Source organism: Streptomyces sp. NPDC053493 (genome assembly GCF_044544825.1).
Taxonomy (GTDB): Bacteria; Actinomycetota; Actinomycetes; order Streptomycetales; family Streptomycetaceae; genus Streptomyces.
Genome location: NZ_JBITXS010000007.1, coordinates 178,731 through 191,709, shown reverse-complemented (window position 1 = coordinate 191,709; position 12,979 = coordinate 178,731). Strand labels below are relative to the sequence as shown.

At 74.9% G+C, this 12,979-nt stretch carries 12 protein-coding genes and 1 pseudogene; 7 read left to right on the top strand and 6 right to left on the bottom strand.

From position 1 onward, the window contains the following. Nucleotides 1–8: 8 nt before the first annotated feature. From ACIGO8_RS21585 to ACIGO8_RS21570, 4 genes are all read right to left on the bottom strand, one after another. The gene (locus ACIGO8_RS21585; RefSeq protein WP_399732890.1) at nucleotides 9–1,007 is read right to left on the bottom strand and encodes a hypothetical protein; all 999 of its coding nucleotides are present in this window, start codon (nucleotides 1,005–1,007) and stop codon (nucleotides 9–11) included. Further along, entirely contained in the window at nucleotides 1,004–2,269 is a 1,266-nt protein-coding gene (locus tag ACIGO8_RS21580; RefSeq protein ID WP_399732887.1) for an MFS transporter, read from the bottom strand. The genes ACIGO8_RS21585 and ACIGO8_RS21580 overlap by 4 nt, the downstream gene beginning before the upstream one ends. Next, on the bottom strand, nucleotides 2,269–3,633 hold the full coding sequence (locus ACIGO8_RS21575) for a discoidin domain-containing protein (protein WP_399732885.1): 1,365 nt from the start codon (nucleotides 3,631–3,633) through the stop codon (nucleotides 2,269–2,271). Before ACIGO8_RS21575 ends, ACIGO8_RS21580 begins: the two co-directional genes overlap by 1 nt. A gap of 308 nt (nucleotides 3,634–3,941) precedes the next feature. Continuing rightward, the gene (locus tag ACIGO8_RS21570; protein ID WP_399732883.1) at nucleotides 3,942–4,298 is read right to left on the bottom strand and encodes a cupin domain-containing protein; all 357 of its coding nucleotides are present in this window, start codon (nucleotides 4,296–4,298) and stop codon (nucleotides 3,942–3,944) included. A 384-nt stretch (nucleotides 4,299–4,682) separates the two neighbouring features. On the opposite strand from ACIGO8_RS21570, the gene ACIGO8_RS21565 reads away from it, so the two are divergent. Genes ACIGO8_RS21565 through ACIGO8_RS21550 form a run of 4 tightly spaced genes read left to right on the top strand, consistent with a single transcriptional unit; the run spans nucleotide 4,683 to nucleotide 8,682 of the window. Beyond that, entirely contained in the window at nucleotides 4,683–5,618 is a 936-nt protein-coding gene (locus tag ACIGO8_RS21565; RefSeq protein ID WP_399732880.1) for a hypothetical protein, read from the top strand. Further along, nucleotides 5,602–6,810: a hypothetical protein gene (locus ACIGO8_RS21560; protein ID WP_399732878.1), complete on the top strand. Its 1,209-nt coding sequence runs from the start codon at nucleotides 5,602–5,604 to the stop codon at nucleotides 6,808–6,810. The genes ACIGO8_RS21565 and ACIGO8_RS21560 overlap by 17 nt, the downstream gene beginning before the upstream one ends. A 49-nt stretch (nucleotides 6,811–6,859) precedes the next feature. Beyond that, nucleotides 6,860–7,771: a pseudouridine-5'-phosphate glycosidase gene (locus tag ACIGO8_RS21555; RefSeq protein WP_399732876.1), complete on the top strand. Its 912-nt coding sequence runs from the start codon at nucleotides 6,860–6,862 to the stop codon at nucleotides 7,769–7,771. Further along, the gene (locus ACIGO8_RS21550) at nucleotides 7,768–8,682 is read left to right on the top strand and encodes a carbohydrate kinase family protein (protein WP_399732874.1); all 915 of its coding nucleotides are present in this window, start codon (nucleotides 7,768–7,770) and stop codon (nucleotides 8,680–8,682) included. Before ACIGO8_RS21555 ends, ACIGO8_RS21550 begins: the two co-directional genes overlap by 4 nt. Nucleotides 8,683–8,757: 75 nt before the next feature. Here the strand turns inward: ACIGO8_RS21550 and ACIGO8_RS21545 are convergent, their stop codons facing one another. Beyond that, nucleotides 8,758–9,393 (bottom strand): uridine kinase, encoded by a 636-nt coding sequence (locus ACIGO8_RS21545; protein WP_399732871.1) that lies wholly within the window; start codon nucleotides 9,391–9,393, stop codon nucleotides 8,758–8,760. Between the two features lie 74 nt (nucleotides 9,394–9,467). On the opposite strand from ACIGO8_RS21545, the gene ACIGO8_RS21540 reads away from it, so the two are divergent. After that, nucleotides 9,468–10,295: an SDR family NAD(P)-dependent oxidoreductase gene (locus ACIGO8_RS21540; protein WP_399732868.1), complete on the top strand. Its 828-nt coding sequence runs from the start codon at nucleotides 9,468–9,470 to the stop codon at nucleotides 10,293–10,295. A 26-nt stretch (nucleotides 10,296–10,321) separates the two neighbouring features. Further along, nucleotides 10,322–10,681 (top strand): annotated as a pseudogene (locus ACIGO8_RS21535) (MerR family transcriptional regulator); the annotation flags it as partial. 301 nt (nucleotides 10,682–10,982) lie between these two features. On the opposite strand, the gene ACIGO8_RS21530 reads toward ACIGO8_RS21535, so the two are convergent. Beyond that, a complete protein-coding gene (locus ACIGO8_RS21530; protein ID WP_399732866.1) occupies nucleotides 10,983–11,615 on the bottom strand; it encodes a winged helix-turn-helix transcriptional regulator in 633 nt (210 codons plus the stop codon). Nucleotides 11,616–11,699: 84 nt separating this feature from the next. Here ACIGO8_RS21530 and ACIGO8_RS21525 point away from each other — a divergent pair, with 84 nt between their 5' ends. Further along, nucleotides 11,700–12,911 (top strand): pyridoxal phosphate-dependent aminotransferase, encoded by a 1,212-nt coding sequence (locus tag ACIGO8_RS21525; protein WP_399732863.1) that lies wholly within the window; start codon nucleotides 11,700–11,702, stop codon nucleotides 12,909–12,911. Nucleotides 12,912–12,979: the final 68 nt, after the last annotated feature.

The following is a 12,979-nucleotide window of genomic DNA, read 5'->3' as shown; positions in this document are numbered from 1 at the left end:
CCGGCCCGTCAGCGGGGCACCACCGGCGAGGACGCCCGCGCCACCACCCGGCGCGGTGCGCCCGTGCCGTCGGCCGGGACGCTCCAGACGGCTCCGTCGTAGCCGTAGGCGAGCGTGCCGGGTCCGGTCCAGGCCGCCTGGTCGTCGACGGAGCGGGTCTCGGCCGTCGGGTGCTCGCGCAGGGTGGCGAGGTCGAGGACGTACAGCCGCCACGGGGCGCGCGGATCGGCGGAGACCTTCTTCTTGTAGGCGAGGCGGGTGCCGTCCGGGGAGAGCGAGGGGCATTCCACGTTCTCCTTGAGGGCCCGCGCCGACCAGTTCCGCAGGTCGCCCTCGACCAGGTAGGTGCGGCCCTGGGTGGCGACGGTGGCGTAGAAGCGGTTGTCGTCGGCCGCGAAGCTGACGCCCCAGAAGTTGACGTCCGGCGCGTGGTGGCGGCGCCCGTTCAGGGTGAGCGGGATCTGCTCGATGCTCTTGATCAGGTAGCCGGTGCGCAGGTCGAGGATCGAGGTCCGGGTGGAGAACGCCGAGGTGGCGTAGGAGTCTCCGGTCGCGAACGTGGTCCAGGCGAGCACCTGCCCCGAGGCGGAGACCCGGGCGCGGTTGGGGATGCCGGGCAGGCTCATCCGCCGCTGTTCGCGCAGCCGGCGGTCGAGGACGAGGACGGAGGAGCGGGCCGGCATCCCGGGTCGCCGCTGGAGGCAGAGCGCGGTGGGCCCGGCCGCGTGGAAGCGGTCGCAGCGCGGCCCGAGCGCCGTCCGCCCGCCGGGTGCGGCGGGCTCCTGCCGGGCGACCCGCCCGGTGGCGGTGTCGCGGAACCAGAGCGCACCCGGCGCACCGTCGTCGAGCGTGAAGCCGGCGTCGGCGGCCGTGGCGGCGGTGTCGCCGCGGCCGGCGGCGGCCCGCAGGGTGTAGGCGGTGGCGCCGCCGGCGAGGAGCAGCACGCCGAGGACGAGCGCCCACAGGCGACGCCGGGTCAGGACGTTCACGGCGGGCGCGGCGGTCATGACGTCTCCTTCGCGGTCATGGTCTCCTTCTCGGGTGCGGGATCGGCGGGCAGCAGGCGGCCCGCGCAGCACAGGGCCGCGGCGAGCCCGGTGAGGGCGAGCAGGAGCGCGGTCCGCGGTCCCCACAGGGTCCAGGCGGCTCCGAAGCCGGCCGCGGCGGCCACCTTGGCGAGGGCCTGCGCGGTCTGGACGAGCGCGAGACCGCTCGCCCGCCGCGCGGCCGGGAGCAGTGGTCCGGTCAGCGCCATCAGGACGCCGTCGGTGGTGGCGTAGAAGAGCCCGAGGAGCGCCGGGACGGCCACCAGGAGGACGGGTCCCGGCAGCGGGGCCAGGAGCAGGCCGAGGGCGCCGAGGAGGGCCCCGTGCCCGTACAGGAAGGGACGCCGGCGCCCGACGCGGTCGGCGAGCCGGCCGGCCGGGACGGCGAGCAGCAGATAGGCGGCCGCGGCGCCGAGCGGCAGGAACGGGAACCAGGTGGCGTCGAGCCCGGTCCGCCGCTGGAGCAGCAGATAGAGGAACGCGTCGCCGACGGTGGCCGCGCCGAGGACGGCCGCGCCCAGCGCGACCCGCCGCACGGCGGGCACCTTGAGCGGCGCGGCCAGGTCCCGCGAGCCGCGGGGGACGCCGACGGGCGCGCGCCGTCCGCCGGGCACGAGGACCACGAGGAGCAGCACTCCGAGCAGTCCGGCGCAGAAGCTGACGACGAAGACGGCGTCGTAGGCGTCGGCGGTCGCCCACAGCAGCGCGAAGGCGGCCAGCGGGCCGAGGAGGGCGCCGGTGGTGTCCATGGCGCGGTGCACGCCGAAGGCGCGGCCGAGGCCGTCGGGCGGGCTGTCGAGGGTGATCAGGGCGTCGCGCGGGGCGGTGCGGATGCCCTTGCCGAGCCGGTCCACGGCCAGCGCGCCGGCGATCAGGCCGGTCGCGCCGCCCGCGAGCAGCAGCCCGAGCCGGGAGCAGGCGGAGAGGGCGTAGCCGAGGCCGGCGAAGGCCTTGTGCCGGCCGCCGCGGTCGGCGGCGTGCCCGCCGAGCAGCCGGACGAGTGCGGTGGCGCCGGTGAAGAGTCCGTCCAGGAAGCCGAACTGGAGCGGGCTGAGGCCGAGTCCGAGGACGAGGTAGAGCGGCAGGACGGCGGTGACCATCTCGGAGGAGACGTCGGTGACGAGGCTGACCGTGCCGAGGGCGAGGACGGTGGCGGAGACCCGCCGCCGCGCCCCGGAGGGGGCGGGCGGCGCGTCCCGGCGACCGGTGGTCGCGAGGTACATCAGTGGCAGGTGTAGGTCGGGCCGGTGTCCTTGACCTGGCCGTCGGTGCCGACGTACTGCCAGCTGTAGGTGGTGTCGGTGAAGTCCAGCTTCAGCACGCCGTACGGGCCGCTGATCCGCTTCTGGCTGTTGGGCTGGACGGTCTCGATGGGATAGGGCTCGGCGCCGCCCATGCCGCCGACGATCTCGACGATGCCGTCGGCGGTCGCCTTGCCGTTCGGGTCCTGGGGCGCGAAGCGCTCGTAGTGGTGGTCGTGTCCGTTGAGGACGAGGTCGGCCTTGGCGGCGTAGAGGATCTGCCAGACGGGCTTGGAGACGGGGTCGTTGCCGTGGCCGCCGGAGGAGTACAGCGGGTGGTGGAAGTAGGCGGCGACGCAGCCCTTGGCGTTGCGGGCCAGGTCGTCCTTGAGCCACTGGATCTGGGCGGGGTCGTCGAAGGAGTTGGAGTCGAGGGCGACGAAGTGCCAGTTGCCCTCGTCGTAGCTGTAGTAGGGCTTGCCCTGGGGATAGGCGACGGCTCCGAAGTACGACTTGTAGCCGGCGAGCGCGCCTGCCGGGTCGTAGGTCTCGTGGTTGCCGGGCACGGGCCGGGTCTTGGCCTTGAAGGCGCCCCAGGTCTTGTCGTAGTAGTTCCGGTAGTCGGACAGGCGGGCGTCGTCGTACTGGTTGTCACCCATCGTCAGATAGAACGTGGGGTTGATCCGCTGGGCCTGGGCGGCGGTCTTCGGGTGGGCGCAGGAGCTGCTGGAGGCGGTGCACTGGGCCGCGATGTCACCGGCCGCGACGACGGTGAAGGCGCCGGTGGTGGGCGGTGGAGTGGTCGGCGGCGGGGTCGTGGGCGGAGTGGTGCCGTCGGCCGTGCCGTAGACCTCGGCCTCGTAGAGCGAGTAGCCGTACGAGGTGCCGCGGGCGGTGCCGTAGACGCGGACGTAGCGGCCCTTGCCGGTGAGTCCGGTCCAGTCGTCGGTGCCGCCGTTGCCGGCCGTCTCGGTGGCGAGCCGGGTCCAGGTGGCGCCGTCGGCGGAGATCTCGACGCGGTACGCCTTGGCGTAGGCGGCCTCCCAGCTGAGCCGGACCCGGGAGACGGAGGCGGTGGCGCCGAGGTCGACCCGGAGCCACTGCGGGTCGGAGCCCTCGGCGCTGGCCCAGCGGGTGGCCGGGTCACCGTCGAAGGCGTTCTCGGGTCCGAGGCCGTCGTCCTCGACCGAGGACGAGGTGGCGGGCTTGCCGCGGGAGAGGAGGGGATCGGCGGCGTCGGCGCGGCCGGTGCCGGTGAGGAGCAGGCCGCCGGCGAGGAGCAGGACGGCCGCGAGGAGGACGGACAGGGCGGTGTGGCGGGGTGGGGCGGAGGCGTACAGGCGCATACCTGGGACTCCCTTGCCTGGGGACGGCGAGAGCTGGACTCCGGTGCGGAGAGACCGCGGCACGGCCCGGGTGGCGACGGACGCCACCAGGGCGTGCTGCGGTGCACGGCGGCCGGGTCAGAGCTCTCGCTGAGCGCGTCACGCCCGGCCCCGCCGGGGGGACCGCGGGGTCGGGCGCCGCGCCAAGCCGCCGCCGGGATGCTAGCCGACAGGAAAGTTTCCTACCAGACCCTGAACATGCTTCTCGGCGACAGGAGTTACGGGAGGCGGTGCCGAGGCACCGGCTCAGGGTTTCCGGCGGCGCCGGCTCAGAGGCTGATGTGGTACGCCTTGCGCAGGGTCTCGTGGACGGTCCAGGTGGTGCGGTCACCCTCGCGCAGCACGCAGGCGTCGCCCGGGCCGATCTCCAGGGTCTCGCCGCCCTCGACCTCGACCGTGGCCCGGCCGCTGACGACGACGAAGAGCTCGTTCGCCTCGGTGTCGGTGACCACGCCGGGAGTGATCTGCCAGATGCCCCGGAGCTGCTTGCCGTCGGCGGACTCCCACAGGACCTTGCCGGTCACCTCGGGCGTGCCGGAGACGATCTGGCCGGGGTCGAGCGGCTCGGGTTCGAGGTCGGCGTCGGGGATGTGGACGGCGAACGAGGGCTGCGCGTGAGTGGTCATGGGCGGTGACTGTAGCCGGGTCCCGCAGCTCCGCACAGGACCGGGATCCGATGGAACGATCGGCTCCGTTTCCCGCTCCCACCAGGGAGTTCGACGGCGCTCGCGGGCAACGGAATCCGCAGCGGTGGTTTACGGCGAAGGCGTGGCGAAAGAGGCCGCCGAAGCGGGCGGGAGGAGCCTGCGGAACACCGGATCCGTAGGCGGCGGACGGGTGAAAACCGCTTCGGACGCCGGCGCCGGAGAGGGCCGTCCGCGCTGGTGGGAGGCGGCGCCTTTGGTGGGCCCAATGTTGGTACGGAGGATCCCGGCATGTCCGCTGACAGGCGGCGCGCGAGGCGTCACACTCCCCCCGAACTCCTCCCCCACCCTGGACAGGAGAGTGCGATGACCCCCACCTTCCTCCGCACCGCCCTCCGCACCGCCGTCGTCGGCGCCGCGGCCCTGCTGACCGCCGCCACCACCGCGCCGGTCGCCTCCGCGACCGGGACGGCGGCCGGCGCGACGGCCGAACCCGCCCCCGGCGCCGCCTACAAGGCGGCCCACGACACCCTCGGAGCCCAGCGGCTGACGCCCGCCCAGCGCGCGCTGGCCGCCGCGAAGCACGCCGAGGCCGCCAGAGCGTACGAGGGCGTGCGCGCCCTCGGCGCCTCGGGCGCCCTCGGCAGCCCGGGCCTCCTCGGCACCTCGGGCGCCCTCGGCTCCCCGGGCGTCCTCGGCTCCCCGGGCGTCCTCGCCGGCTACAAGCTCTCCGGCGCCCTCCACCAGTCGCAGCAGACCTCCTACTGGTGCGGCCCCGCCTCCCTGGTGATCACCCAGTCCGCCCACGACGAGGTCGGCGGCCGGTCCCAGCAGGAGGCGGCGAACCTGCTGCGGACGACCACCAGCGGCACCGCCTGGTACGGCATCGACATCAACGTGCCGAACCCCACCGGATACCCGATGGCGGACGCGCTCAACTACCGCCTCCCGGGCGCCGGGTACGTGCCCAACGCGCTGCCCTACACCCCGACCGCCAGCGACAAGACCGCCTTCAGGCAGCACATCACCCACAACACGGACTACGACTACGCCATCGCGGGCAACGCGTGGGAGGTGCCGGGCGGCCCGCACCTCGTGGGTCACCCCAACATCGAGATCTTCCACTGGGTCGCCATCGACGGCTACAACACCGACACCGCCGCCGCGCAGGTCAACTACCTCGACCCGGTGGGCGGGGTGAGCACGAGCGTCATCTCCTGGGCGGGCTCGGTGCCGAAGTCCGCGCACATCTCCTCCGACACCCTCACCACCATCATGGGCGGCCGTGGCTACGTCTGGTAGGCACGTCCGGTCCCTTCTCCTGGCGGGCGCCCTCCTCATGGGGTGCTCGCCGGGAGGCGGCGGGCCCGCGCCGACGGGACCCACGGGTCCGACGGCGGCGACGGCCTCGACGGCCGCGGGTGCCGCCACGCGGCCGGCCGTACGGGCCGCGGCCTGCGAGGTGGCGCTGCCGGCGGCCTGGCGCGCCGCGTTCACCGCGGGCGAGTACCGGCCGCCGGACGGCCGGCGTGCCGTCCTCACCGACGCGGGCCCGGGCTGGACCGCGCTCCAGCTCACCGGCACGGACGGGCGCGGGGCCGTGCTCGTCCGGCCCGGCGGGACCGCGCCGCGCACCCTGCTGCGGTTCGCGGACCCGGTCGAACACCAGCTGCTCGCCGCCGACTTCGACGGCCGCCGGTGGGCCGCGTTCGCCGTCCTGGAGGGCCGGACCCTCGACAGCCCGTGGAGCCTGTACGTGTGGGACGCGGCGAACGGCCGGGCCCGCCGCCTCGCCCGCGCCGACCGGCCCGGCCCGCTTCCCCGCCCGGTCGTCCACGACGGCACGGTGGTCTGGGCACAGGGCACGGGCGCAGGCAAGGCCACCGTCTTCGCCGCCCCGGCCACCGGCGGGCCCCCGCGCGCGTGGCACACGGGCGTCCTCGACACGCCGTTCGCGGCGGGCGGTCTGCTGGTGTGGCGCGAGGCCGCGGGCGACCGGACCCGGCCCGCGGCGGTCTCCCTGCGCGACGGGCGTCCGGCCACGCTGCCGCCGAGGATCGCCGCGCTGCGCGACTTCCGCTCCCTCGCCTCCGACGGCACCACATGGGCGTGGGTGGCGGGCGAGGCGACGCCCCGGCTGATGGTCTGGCGCACCGGCGACGCCGAGCCCTCGGCCGCGGTGACCACCTCTCCGGCCGTCGACGGCATGGACCAACTGCGGGTCGCGGGACGGCTCGTCACCTGGCGCACGCCGGAGACCTCCTACGCGCTGGACCTCGGCGACACCGCCTCGTCCGCCTCGGGCACGCACGGCCCGGAGACGCACACCTCGGGCACGTACACGAGGATCACGCCGCCGTACGGGTACGCCGTCGCCTCCGGGAACGCGCTGGCCGTCGCGTACAGCCTCGGGAACGCCAAGGCCGCCGGCGCGCGCTCCGTGATCCAGGTGGTGGACGCGGCGCGGCTGCCCGGGCTGCCGGGCTGTGGCTGATGTGCGCCACCGAGGTTTGCGGGGCCCGTGGGCGGCCGAGAGATCCACCATGTCCACACAGGTGTCCGAAGAGGTACGGGAGGCGCTCCACGAGGGGCGCCCCGTCGTCGCGCTCGAGTCGACGATCATCTCCCACGGTCTGCCGCGCCCGCGCAATCTGGCGGTGGCCCGGGAGCTGGAGGCCCTGGTGCGGGACGGCGGCGCCGTGCCGGCCACCGTCGCGGTGGTCGACGGCACGGCACGGATCGGTCTGGACGAGGCCGGTCTCGTCCGCATCGCGGAGGACCCGGCGGTGCGCAAGCTCGGCCACCGCGATCTCGCGCCGGCGCTCGCGGCCGGGGCGACCGGGGCGACGACGGTGTCGGCGACCGCCTGGCTCGCCGACTCCGCGGGCATACGGGTGTTCGCGACGGGCGGCCTCGGCGGCGTCCACCGGGAGTGGGCCGAGACCCAGGACGAGTCCGCGGACCTGCGGCTGCTCGCCCGGGTCGGCGTCACGGTGGTGTGCGCGGGCGTCAAGTCGATCCTCGACGTCCCGGCCACCCTCCAGCGTCTGGAGACGCTGGGCGTGACCGTCGTCGGCTACGGCACGGACCGGTTCCCCGGCTTCTACCTGTCCTCCTCCGGCGAGCGCGTCGACTGGACCGTACGGACGCCCGAGGAGGTGGCGCGGGTGATGCGCGCCCGGGACGAGCTCGGCGGGCCGCGCTCGGCGCTGATCGTCGGAAATCCGGTGCCCCGTGAGGAGCAGCTCGATCCCGCGCTGCACGACCGGGTGCTCGCGCGGGGCCTCGCGGCGGCGCGGGACAAGAGCGTCACCGGGCAGGCCGTGACGCCGTTCCTGCTGGAGTATCTGATGGTGCACACGGACGGCGCGTCCCTGGAGGCGAATCTGGCCGCGGTGCGGGGCAACGTACGGCTCGCGGCACGGGTCGCGGCGGCGGACCGCGACCGGCCGTGACCGGACCCGGCGCGCTCCTCGTCGTCGGCGACGTCGTCACGGACGTCGTCGCCCGGCACCGTACGCCGCTCGCGCCGGCCACCGACACGGCGGCGGAGATCCGCACCCTGCCCGGCGGCGCGGGTGCCAACGTGGCCTGCTGGGCGGCGCGTTCGGGCTGCCCGGAGGTACGGCTCCTGGCCCGGGTCGGCACCGACTCCGCCTCCTGGCACGACCTCGCGCTGCGCCGGGCCGGCGTACGGCCGCTGCTCGTCCCGGATCCGGACGCGCCGACGGCGACGGTGATCGCACTGGTCGGCGCGGACGCGGAGCGCACGTTCCTGACGGACAGCGGGGCGGCGCTGCGGCTCTCGCCGGACGACTGGGCGCCGGGACTGCTCGACGGGGTCGCCCGGGTGCACCTGTCGGGCTATCTGTTCTTCGCCGCGCCGAGCCGCGAGACGGCCGGGCGGGTGCTGCGTGACGCCCGCGCGGCGGGCGTGCCGGTGAGCGTGGACCCGGCCTCGGCGGGCTTCCTCGCGGAGCTGGGCGCCGAGCGTTTCCTCGCCGCCGTCGACGGCGCGCAGTGCCTGCTGCCGAACGCGGACGAGGCCCGCCTCCTCACCGGGCACGACGACGCGTGCGAGGCCGCGGCGGCCCTCAGCCGCCGCTTCCCGCTGGTCGCGGTCACCCTGGGCGGCCAGGGCGCCGTCCTCGCGGCCGGCGGACGCGTGTCCGCCCGCGTGGCGGCGCCCGCGGCCGCACCGGTCGACTCCACCGGCGCCGGCGACGCCTTCACCGGCGCCTTCCTGGCCGGCCTGCTGACCGGCTCGGACCCGGCCCGCGCGGCCGCGTCGGGCTGCGCCGCGGGCGCGCGGGCGGTGACGACGGTGGGCGGCCGGCCGCAGGGCCCTCCGTCCGAGGCCGTCTAGGAAGTGTCCGTGAGTCCACGGAGCGTCCACCGGACGGGCCCCCGGGCAGGGTCCCGGGCGCGGTCCGGGCGGGTCCTAGTCGCGGAAGCCCGTCCAGGCCGGGCGGCGCGGATCGTCGACGCGGACGACGACGTCGGCGGTGTCCGCGGGGCCGACCTCGTTCTCGTAACGGGCGAAGGCGGGCAGGGTCCAGGGCTGGTCGGTGCGGCGGGCGAGGGCGCCGGGCGACAGGCGGAGATGGACCTTCAGGTCGAACGGGAACCAGTGGCCGAGCAGGAACGGCCCGTGGACGACCAGGACTCCGCCGAGCGGCAGCGGTACGGCGGGGCTGCGGGTGGCCCGGTCGGTGGCCGGGTCCCACAGGTCGGGCAGCACCCGGCCGCTCCCGCCGGGCTCCAGCGGCCCGAACACCTCCCGCCATAGCGCGCCGGTGTCGTACCAGCCGCTGTAGTACGCGTCGGGGTCCTGCTTGCCGTGCTCGAAGCGCAGCGAGGCCGGCCGCAGGAAGCCGCCGGTCGCGACGGCGAGCACGGAGCGGCCGCGCAGCCGCAGCGCGTCGGCGATCCGCTCGGCGAACTCCCCGCCCGGCGCGGCGGGAGCGCCGTCGACGCCGACCTTGAGCCAGGCGCTGCCGTCGCCGGGCCCGGTCGCGTCGACACGGTCGGCGACGGCGTCGGCCAGCCGCTCCCAGCTGATCGCTTCGAATCGCATCCGTCCATCCTGCCGCACGGGTCTGGCGCGAGGACTTGACCTTGCCACTGGCGGCAGGGTTCGAGGATCAGCGCATGAGCGACAGCACGCGGCAGCGTACCGACGAGGCAGGACAGCACAGCGGGAACACCGGCGACACCGGCGACACCGGGCACGCCGACGGCAGCGGCAGGGTCGTCGTGGTCACCGGGGCCGGGACCGGGATCGGCCGGGCGACGGCCCGCGCCTTCGCACGCCAGCGCGCGACGGTCCTCGCCGTGGGCCGCAGGCCGCAGCCGCTCGCCGGGACGGCGGAGGGCTTCCCGGGCATCCGGCCCCTGGTCGCGGACATCACGGTGCCGGGCGCGCCGGAGGAGATCGTGCGCGCGGCCACCGAGGGGCACGGCCGGCTCGACGTCCTCGTCAACAACGCCGGAATCGCCGGCGGCGGACGGCTCGGCTCGCTCGGCCGCGAGGTCATCGGCCCGCTCCTGGAGACCAATCTCGTCGCTCCGGTCCTGCTCACGCAGGCGGCCGTGCCCGCGCTCCAGGCGTCCCGCGGTGTCGTCGTCAACGTCACGACGACGGTCGGACAGCGCGGCTGGCCCGGCAACTCCTTCTATCCGGCGACGAAGAGCGCCCTGGAGACGCTGACCCGCTGCTGGGCCGTGGAGCTCGCTCCGCGCGGGATCCGGGTGGTGGCGGTCGCGCCGGGTGCGATCGAGACGCCGATCGCCGACCACATGGGGCTGACCGCGGAACAGCGCGCCTCCTTGCGGGAGTGGCAGCTCGCGCACATCCCGCTGGGCCGGATCGGCCGCCCGGAGGAGGTCGCCTGGGCGATCGCGGCGCTGGCCGCGCCGGAGGCCGGGTATCTGACGGGCACCGTGCTGCCCGTCGACGGAGGCGCGCTGGTGTCGTGATACGACTGCGCGCGGAGGTGGGGTGCTTGCGCATCGGTGAACTGGCCCGGAGGACGGGGACGACGGCACGCGCGTTGCGTCACTACGAGGCGGCGGGTCTGATCTCCTCGGTACGCGCGGACAACGGCTACCGGGTGTACGACGAGCGGGCCGTGGTGCGGGTGTCCAACATCCGGCATCTGCTGGGCGCGGGCCTGACCCTCGACGACGTCGGCGCGTTCGCGGCCTGCCTGGACGGGGACGTGCCGGCGACCGCGCCGTCCCCGGGCGGGCTCGCGATCGCCCGGGAGCGGCTCGCGGTGCTCGAGGCGAGGATCGCCGCCCAGACGGAGGCCAGGGACCGGCTTGCCGCCGCTCTGGCCTCCTTCGACAAGTCCGGCCAGCGGCCTGACGAGTCCGGTCGAGGGGCGGGCGGGGCCGGTCGACGGCCGGACGAGGCCGGTCGACGGGCGGACGGGGCCGGTCGGCGGGCGGAGGGGGCCGATCCGCGGCCGGACGAGGCCGGTCGACGGACGGACGGGGCCGATCCGCGGACGGGCGGCGGCGCGTCCTCGGGCGCCGGCCGGCTCGCCTAGGAGCGACGCGCGCGTCGAGGCCACCCGCCGCGCGCGTCGAGGCCGTCCGCCGCGCGCGTCGCCGCCGTCCGCCACGCTCTGCTGCTCGCGGTGCGCGCCGGGCGGGGTCTCCTCAGAGCGGCCGGGCCGTCTCCTCCAGGGCCGCACGGCCGGCCTCGACCGCCTCGGCGAGGGTCAGTTCGCCGGCGGCCAGGGCCCGGCAGGTGGCCGCGTCGGTGCGCAGCCGTACGTCGGCGTCGGGCGCCGGCCCGTCCCCGTACTCCGGCTGTCCGTCGGCCCCGGTCCGTACGTGGAACTCGCCCTCGTCCAGGCTCACCTGGACCACCTTCGCGCCGAGCCCCTCCAGGGCGGTCAGGAGCGGGACGGCGAACCAGTGCGCGCGCACCGCGTCGGTGGGCCGGGGCTCTTCGAGGGCGGGCGCGCCCCACGCCGCGAGGGCGCGCAGGACGGGCAGCAGCGCGCGGCCGCGGTCGGTGAGCTCGTACACGGACGCGGACACGGGCGGCGGCAGCCGGCGCCGGGTCACAAGTGCGCTGCTCTCCATGTCCTTGAGCCGGCCGGCGAGCATGTCGGTGCTGACGCCGGGCAGATCGGCGTGCAGATCGGTGTAGCGCCGCGGGCCGGCCAGGAGTTCACGGACGATCAGCAGCGTCCAGCGGTCGCCGACGTCGTCGAGGGCGCGGGCGGTGGCGCAGTACTGGTCATAGCTTCGGCGGCGTGCCTGACGCGACTGACGTGGTGGCATGCGACGCAGTCTAGACATGTTGTTGGACTTTCCAAGCTCGAACTTGGTAAAACCAAGCAACACCACTTCTGGGGAGGTCGGCGCATGGAGTTCCGGCAGTCGAGCAAGCTGAGCGAGGTCTGCTACGAGATCCGCGGCCCGGTCATCGAGCACGCCAACGCCCTGGAGGAGGCGGGCCACAGCGTGCTGCGCCTCAACACCGGCAATCCCGCGCTCTTCGGCTTCGAGGCGCCCGAGGAGATCGTCCAGGACATGATCCGGATGCTCCCCAAGGCGCACGGCTACACCGACTCCCGCGGCATCCTGTCCGCCCGCCGCGCCGTCGCCCAGCGCTACCAGTCGATGGGCCTGCCGGACGTGGACGTCGACGACATCTACCTCGGCAACGGCGTCTCCGAACTCATCGCGATGGCCACCCAGGCCCTCCTGGAGGACGGCGACGAGGTCCTGATCCCGGCGCCCGACTACCCGCTGTGGACGGCCGTCACCACGCTCGCCGGCGGCAAGCCCGTGCACTACCTCTGCGACGAGTCCGCCGACTGGTATCCCGACCTCGACGACATGGCGTCGAAGATCACCGACCGGACCCGGGCCGTCGTGATCATCAACCCCAACAACCCGACGGGCGCGGTGTATCCGAAGGAGATCGTCGAGGGCATCCTCGACCTCGCCCGCCGCCACCAGCTGATGGTCCTCTCCGACGAGATCTACGACCAGATCGTCTACGACGAGGCCGTCCACCACCCGACCGCCTCCCTGGCCCCCGACCTGGTCGTCCTCACCTTCGGCGGGCTGTCCAAGACCTACCGCGTGGCCGGTTTCCGCTCCGGCTGGCTGGTCGTCACCGGACCGCGTGAGCACGCCAAGAGCTATCTGGAGGGCCTGGGCATGCTGGCCTCCATGCGGCTGTGCCCGAACGCGCCCGCGCAGTACGCCATCCAGGCCGCGCTCGGCGGCCGGCAGTCGATCCACGAACTCACCGCGCCCGGCGGCCGGCTGCGCGAGCAGCGCGACCGCGCCTGGGAGAAGCTCAACGAGATCCCGGGCGTCTCCTGCGTCAAACCGAAGGGCGCGCTCTACGCCTTCCCGCGCCTCGACCCGGCCGTGCACAAGATCCACGACGACGAGAAGTTCGTGCTCGACCTGCTGCTACGGGAGAAGATCCAGGTGGTGCAGGGCACCGGCTTCAACTGGCCGCGGCCGGACCACTTCCGCATCCTGACCCTGCCGTACGCGGACGACCTGGACGCCGCGATCAGCCGCATCGGCCGCTTCCTCGGCGGCTACCGGCAGTGAACGGCGTGAACGGCAGTGAACGGCAGCGGGTCCGAGGGCGTAGCCTGCCCCCGGACCCATTCGATGCC

Excerpts from the sequence above, each read along its gene's own strand:
- ACIGO8_RS21565 (WP_399732880.1), top strand. The coding sequence starts at position 4,683 with ATGACCCCCACCTTCCTCCGCACCGCCCTCCGCACCGCCGTCGTCGGC.
- ACIGO8_RS21575 (WP_399732885.1), bottom strand. The coding sequence starts at position 3,633 with ATGCGCCTGTACGCCTCCGCCCCACCCCGCCACACCGCCCTGTCCGTC.
- ACIGO8_RS21530 (WP_399732866.1), bottom strand. The coding sequence starts at position 11,615 with ATGCCACCACGTCAGTCGCGTCAGGCACGCCGCCGAAGCTATGACCAG.
- ACIGO8_RS21570 (WP_399732883.1), bottom strand. The coding sequence starts at position 4,298 with ATGACCACTCACGCGCAGCCCTCGTTCGCCGTCCACATCCCCGACGCC.
- ACIGO8_RS21585 (WP_399732890.1), bottom strand. The coding sequence starts at position 1,007 with ATGACCGCCGCGCCCGCCGTGAACGTCCTGACCCGGCGTCGCCTGTGG.
- ACIGO8_RS21580 (WP_399732887.1), bottom strand. The coding sequence starts at position 2,269 with ATGTACCTCGCGACCACCGGTCGCCGGGACGCGCCGCCCGCCCCCTCC.
- ACIGO8_RS21540 (WP_399732868.1), top strand. The coding sequence starts at position 9,468 with ATGAGCGACAGCACGCGGCAGCGTACCGACGAGGCAGGACAGCACAGC.
- ACIGO8_RS21545 (WP_399732871.1), bottom strand. The coding sequence starts at position 9,393 with ATGCGATTCGAAGCGATCAGCTGGGAGCGGCTGGCCGACGCCGTCGCC.
- ACIGO8_RS21555 (WP_399732876.1), top strand. The coding sequence starts at position 6,860 with ATGTCCACACAGGTGTCCGAAGAGGTACGGGAGGCGCTCCACGAGGGG.
- ACIGO8_RS21525 (WP_399732863.1), top strand. The coding sequence starts at position 11,700 with ATGGAGTTCCGGCAGTCGAGCAAGCTGAGCGAGGTCTGCTACGAGATC.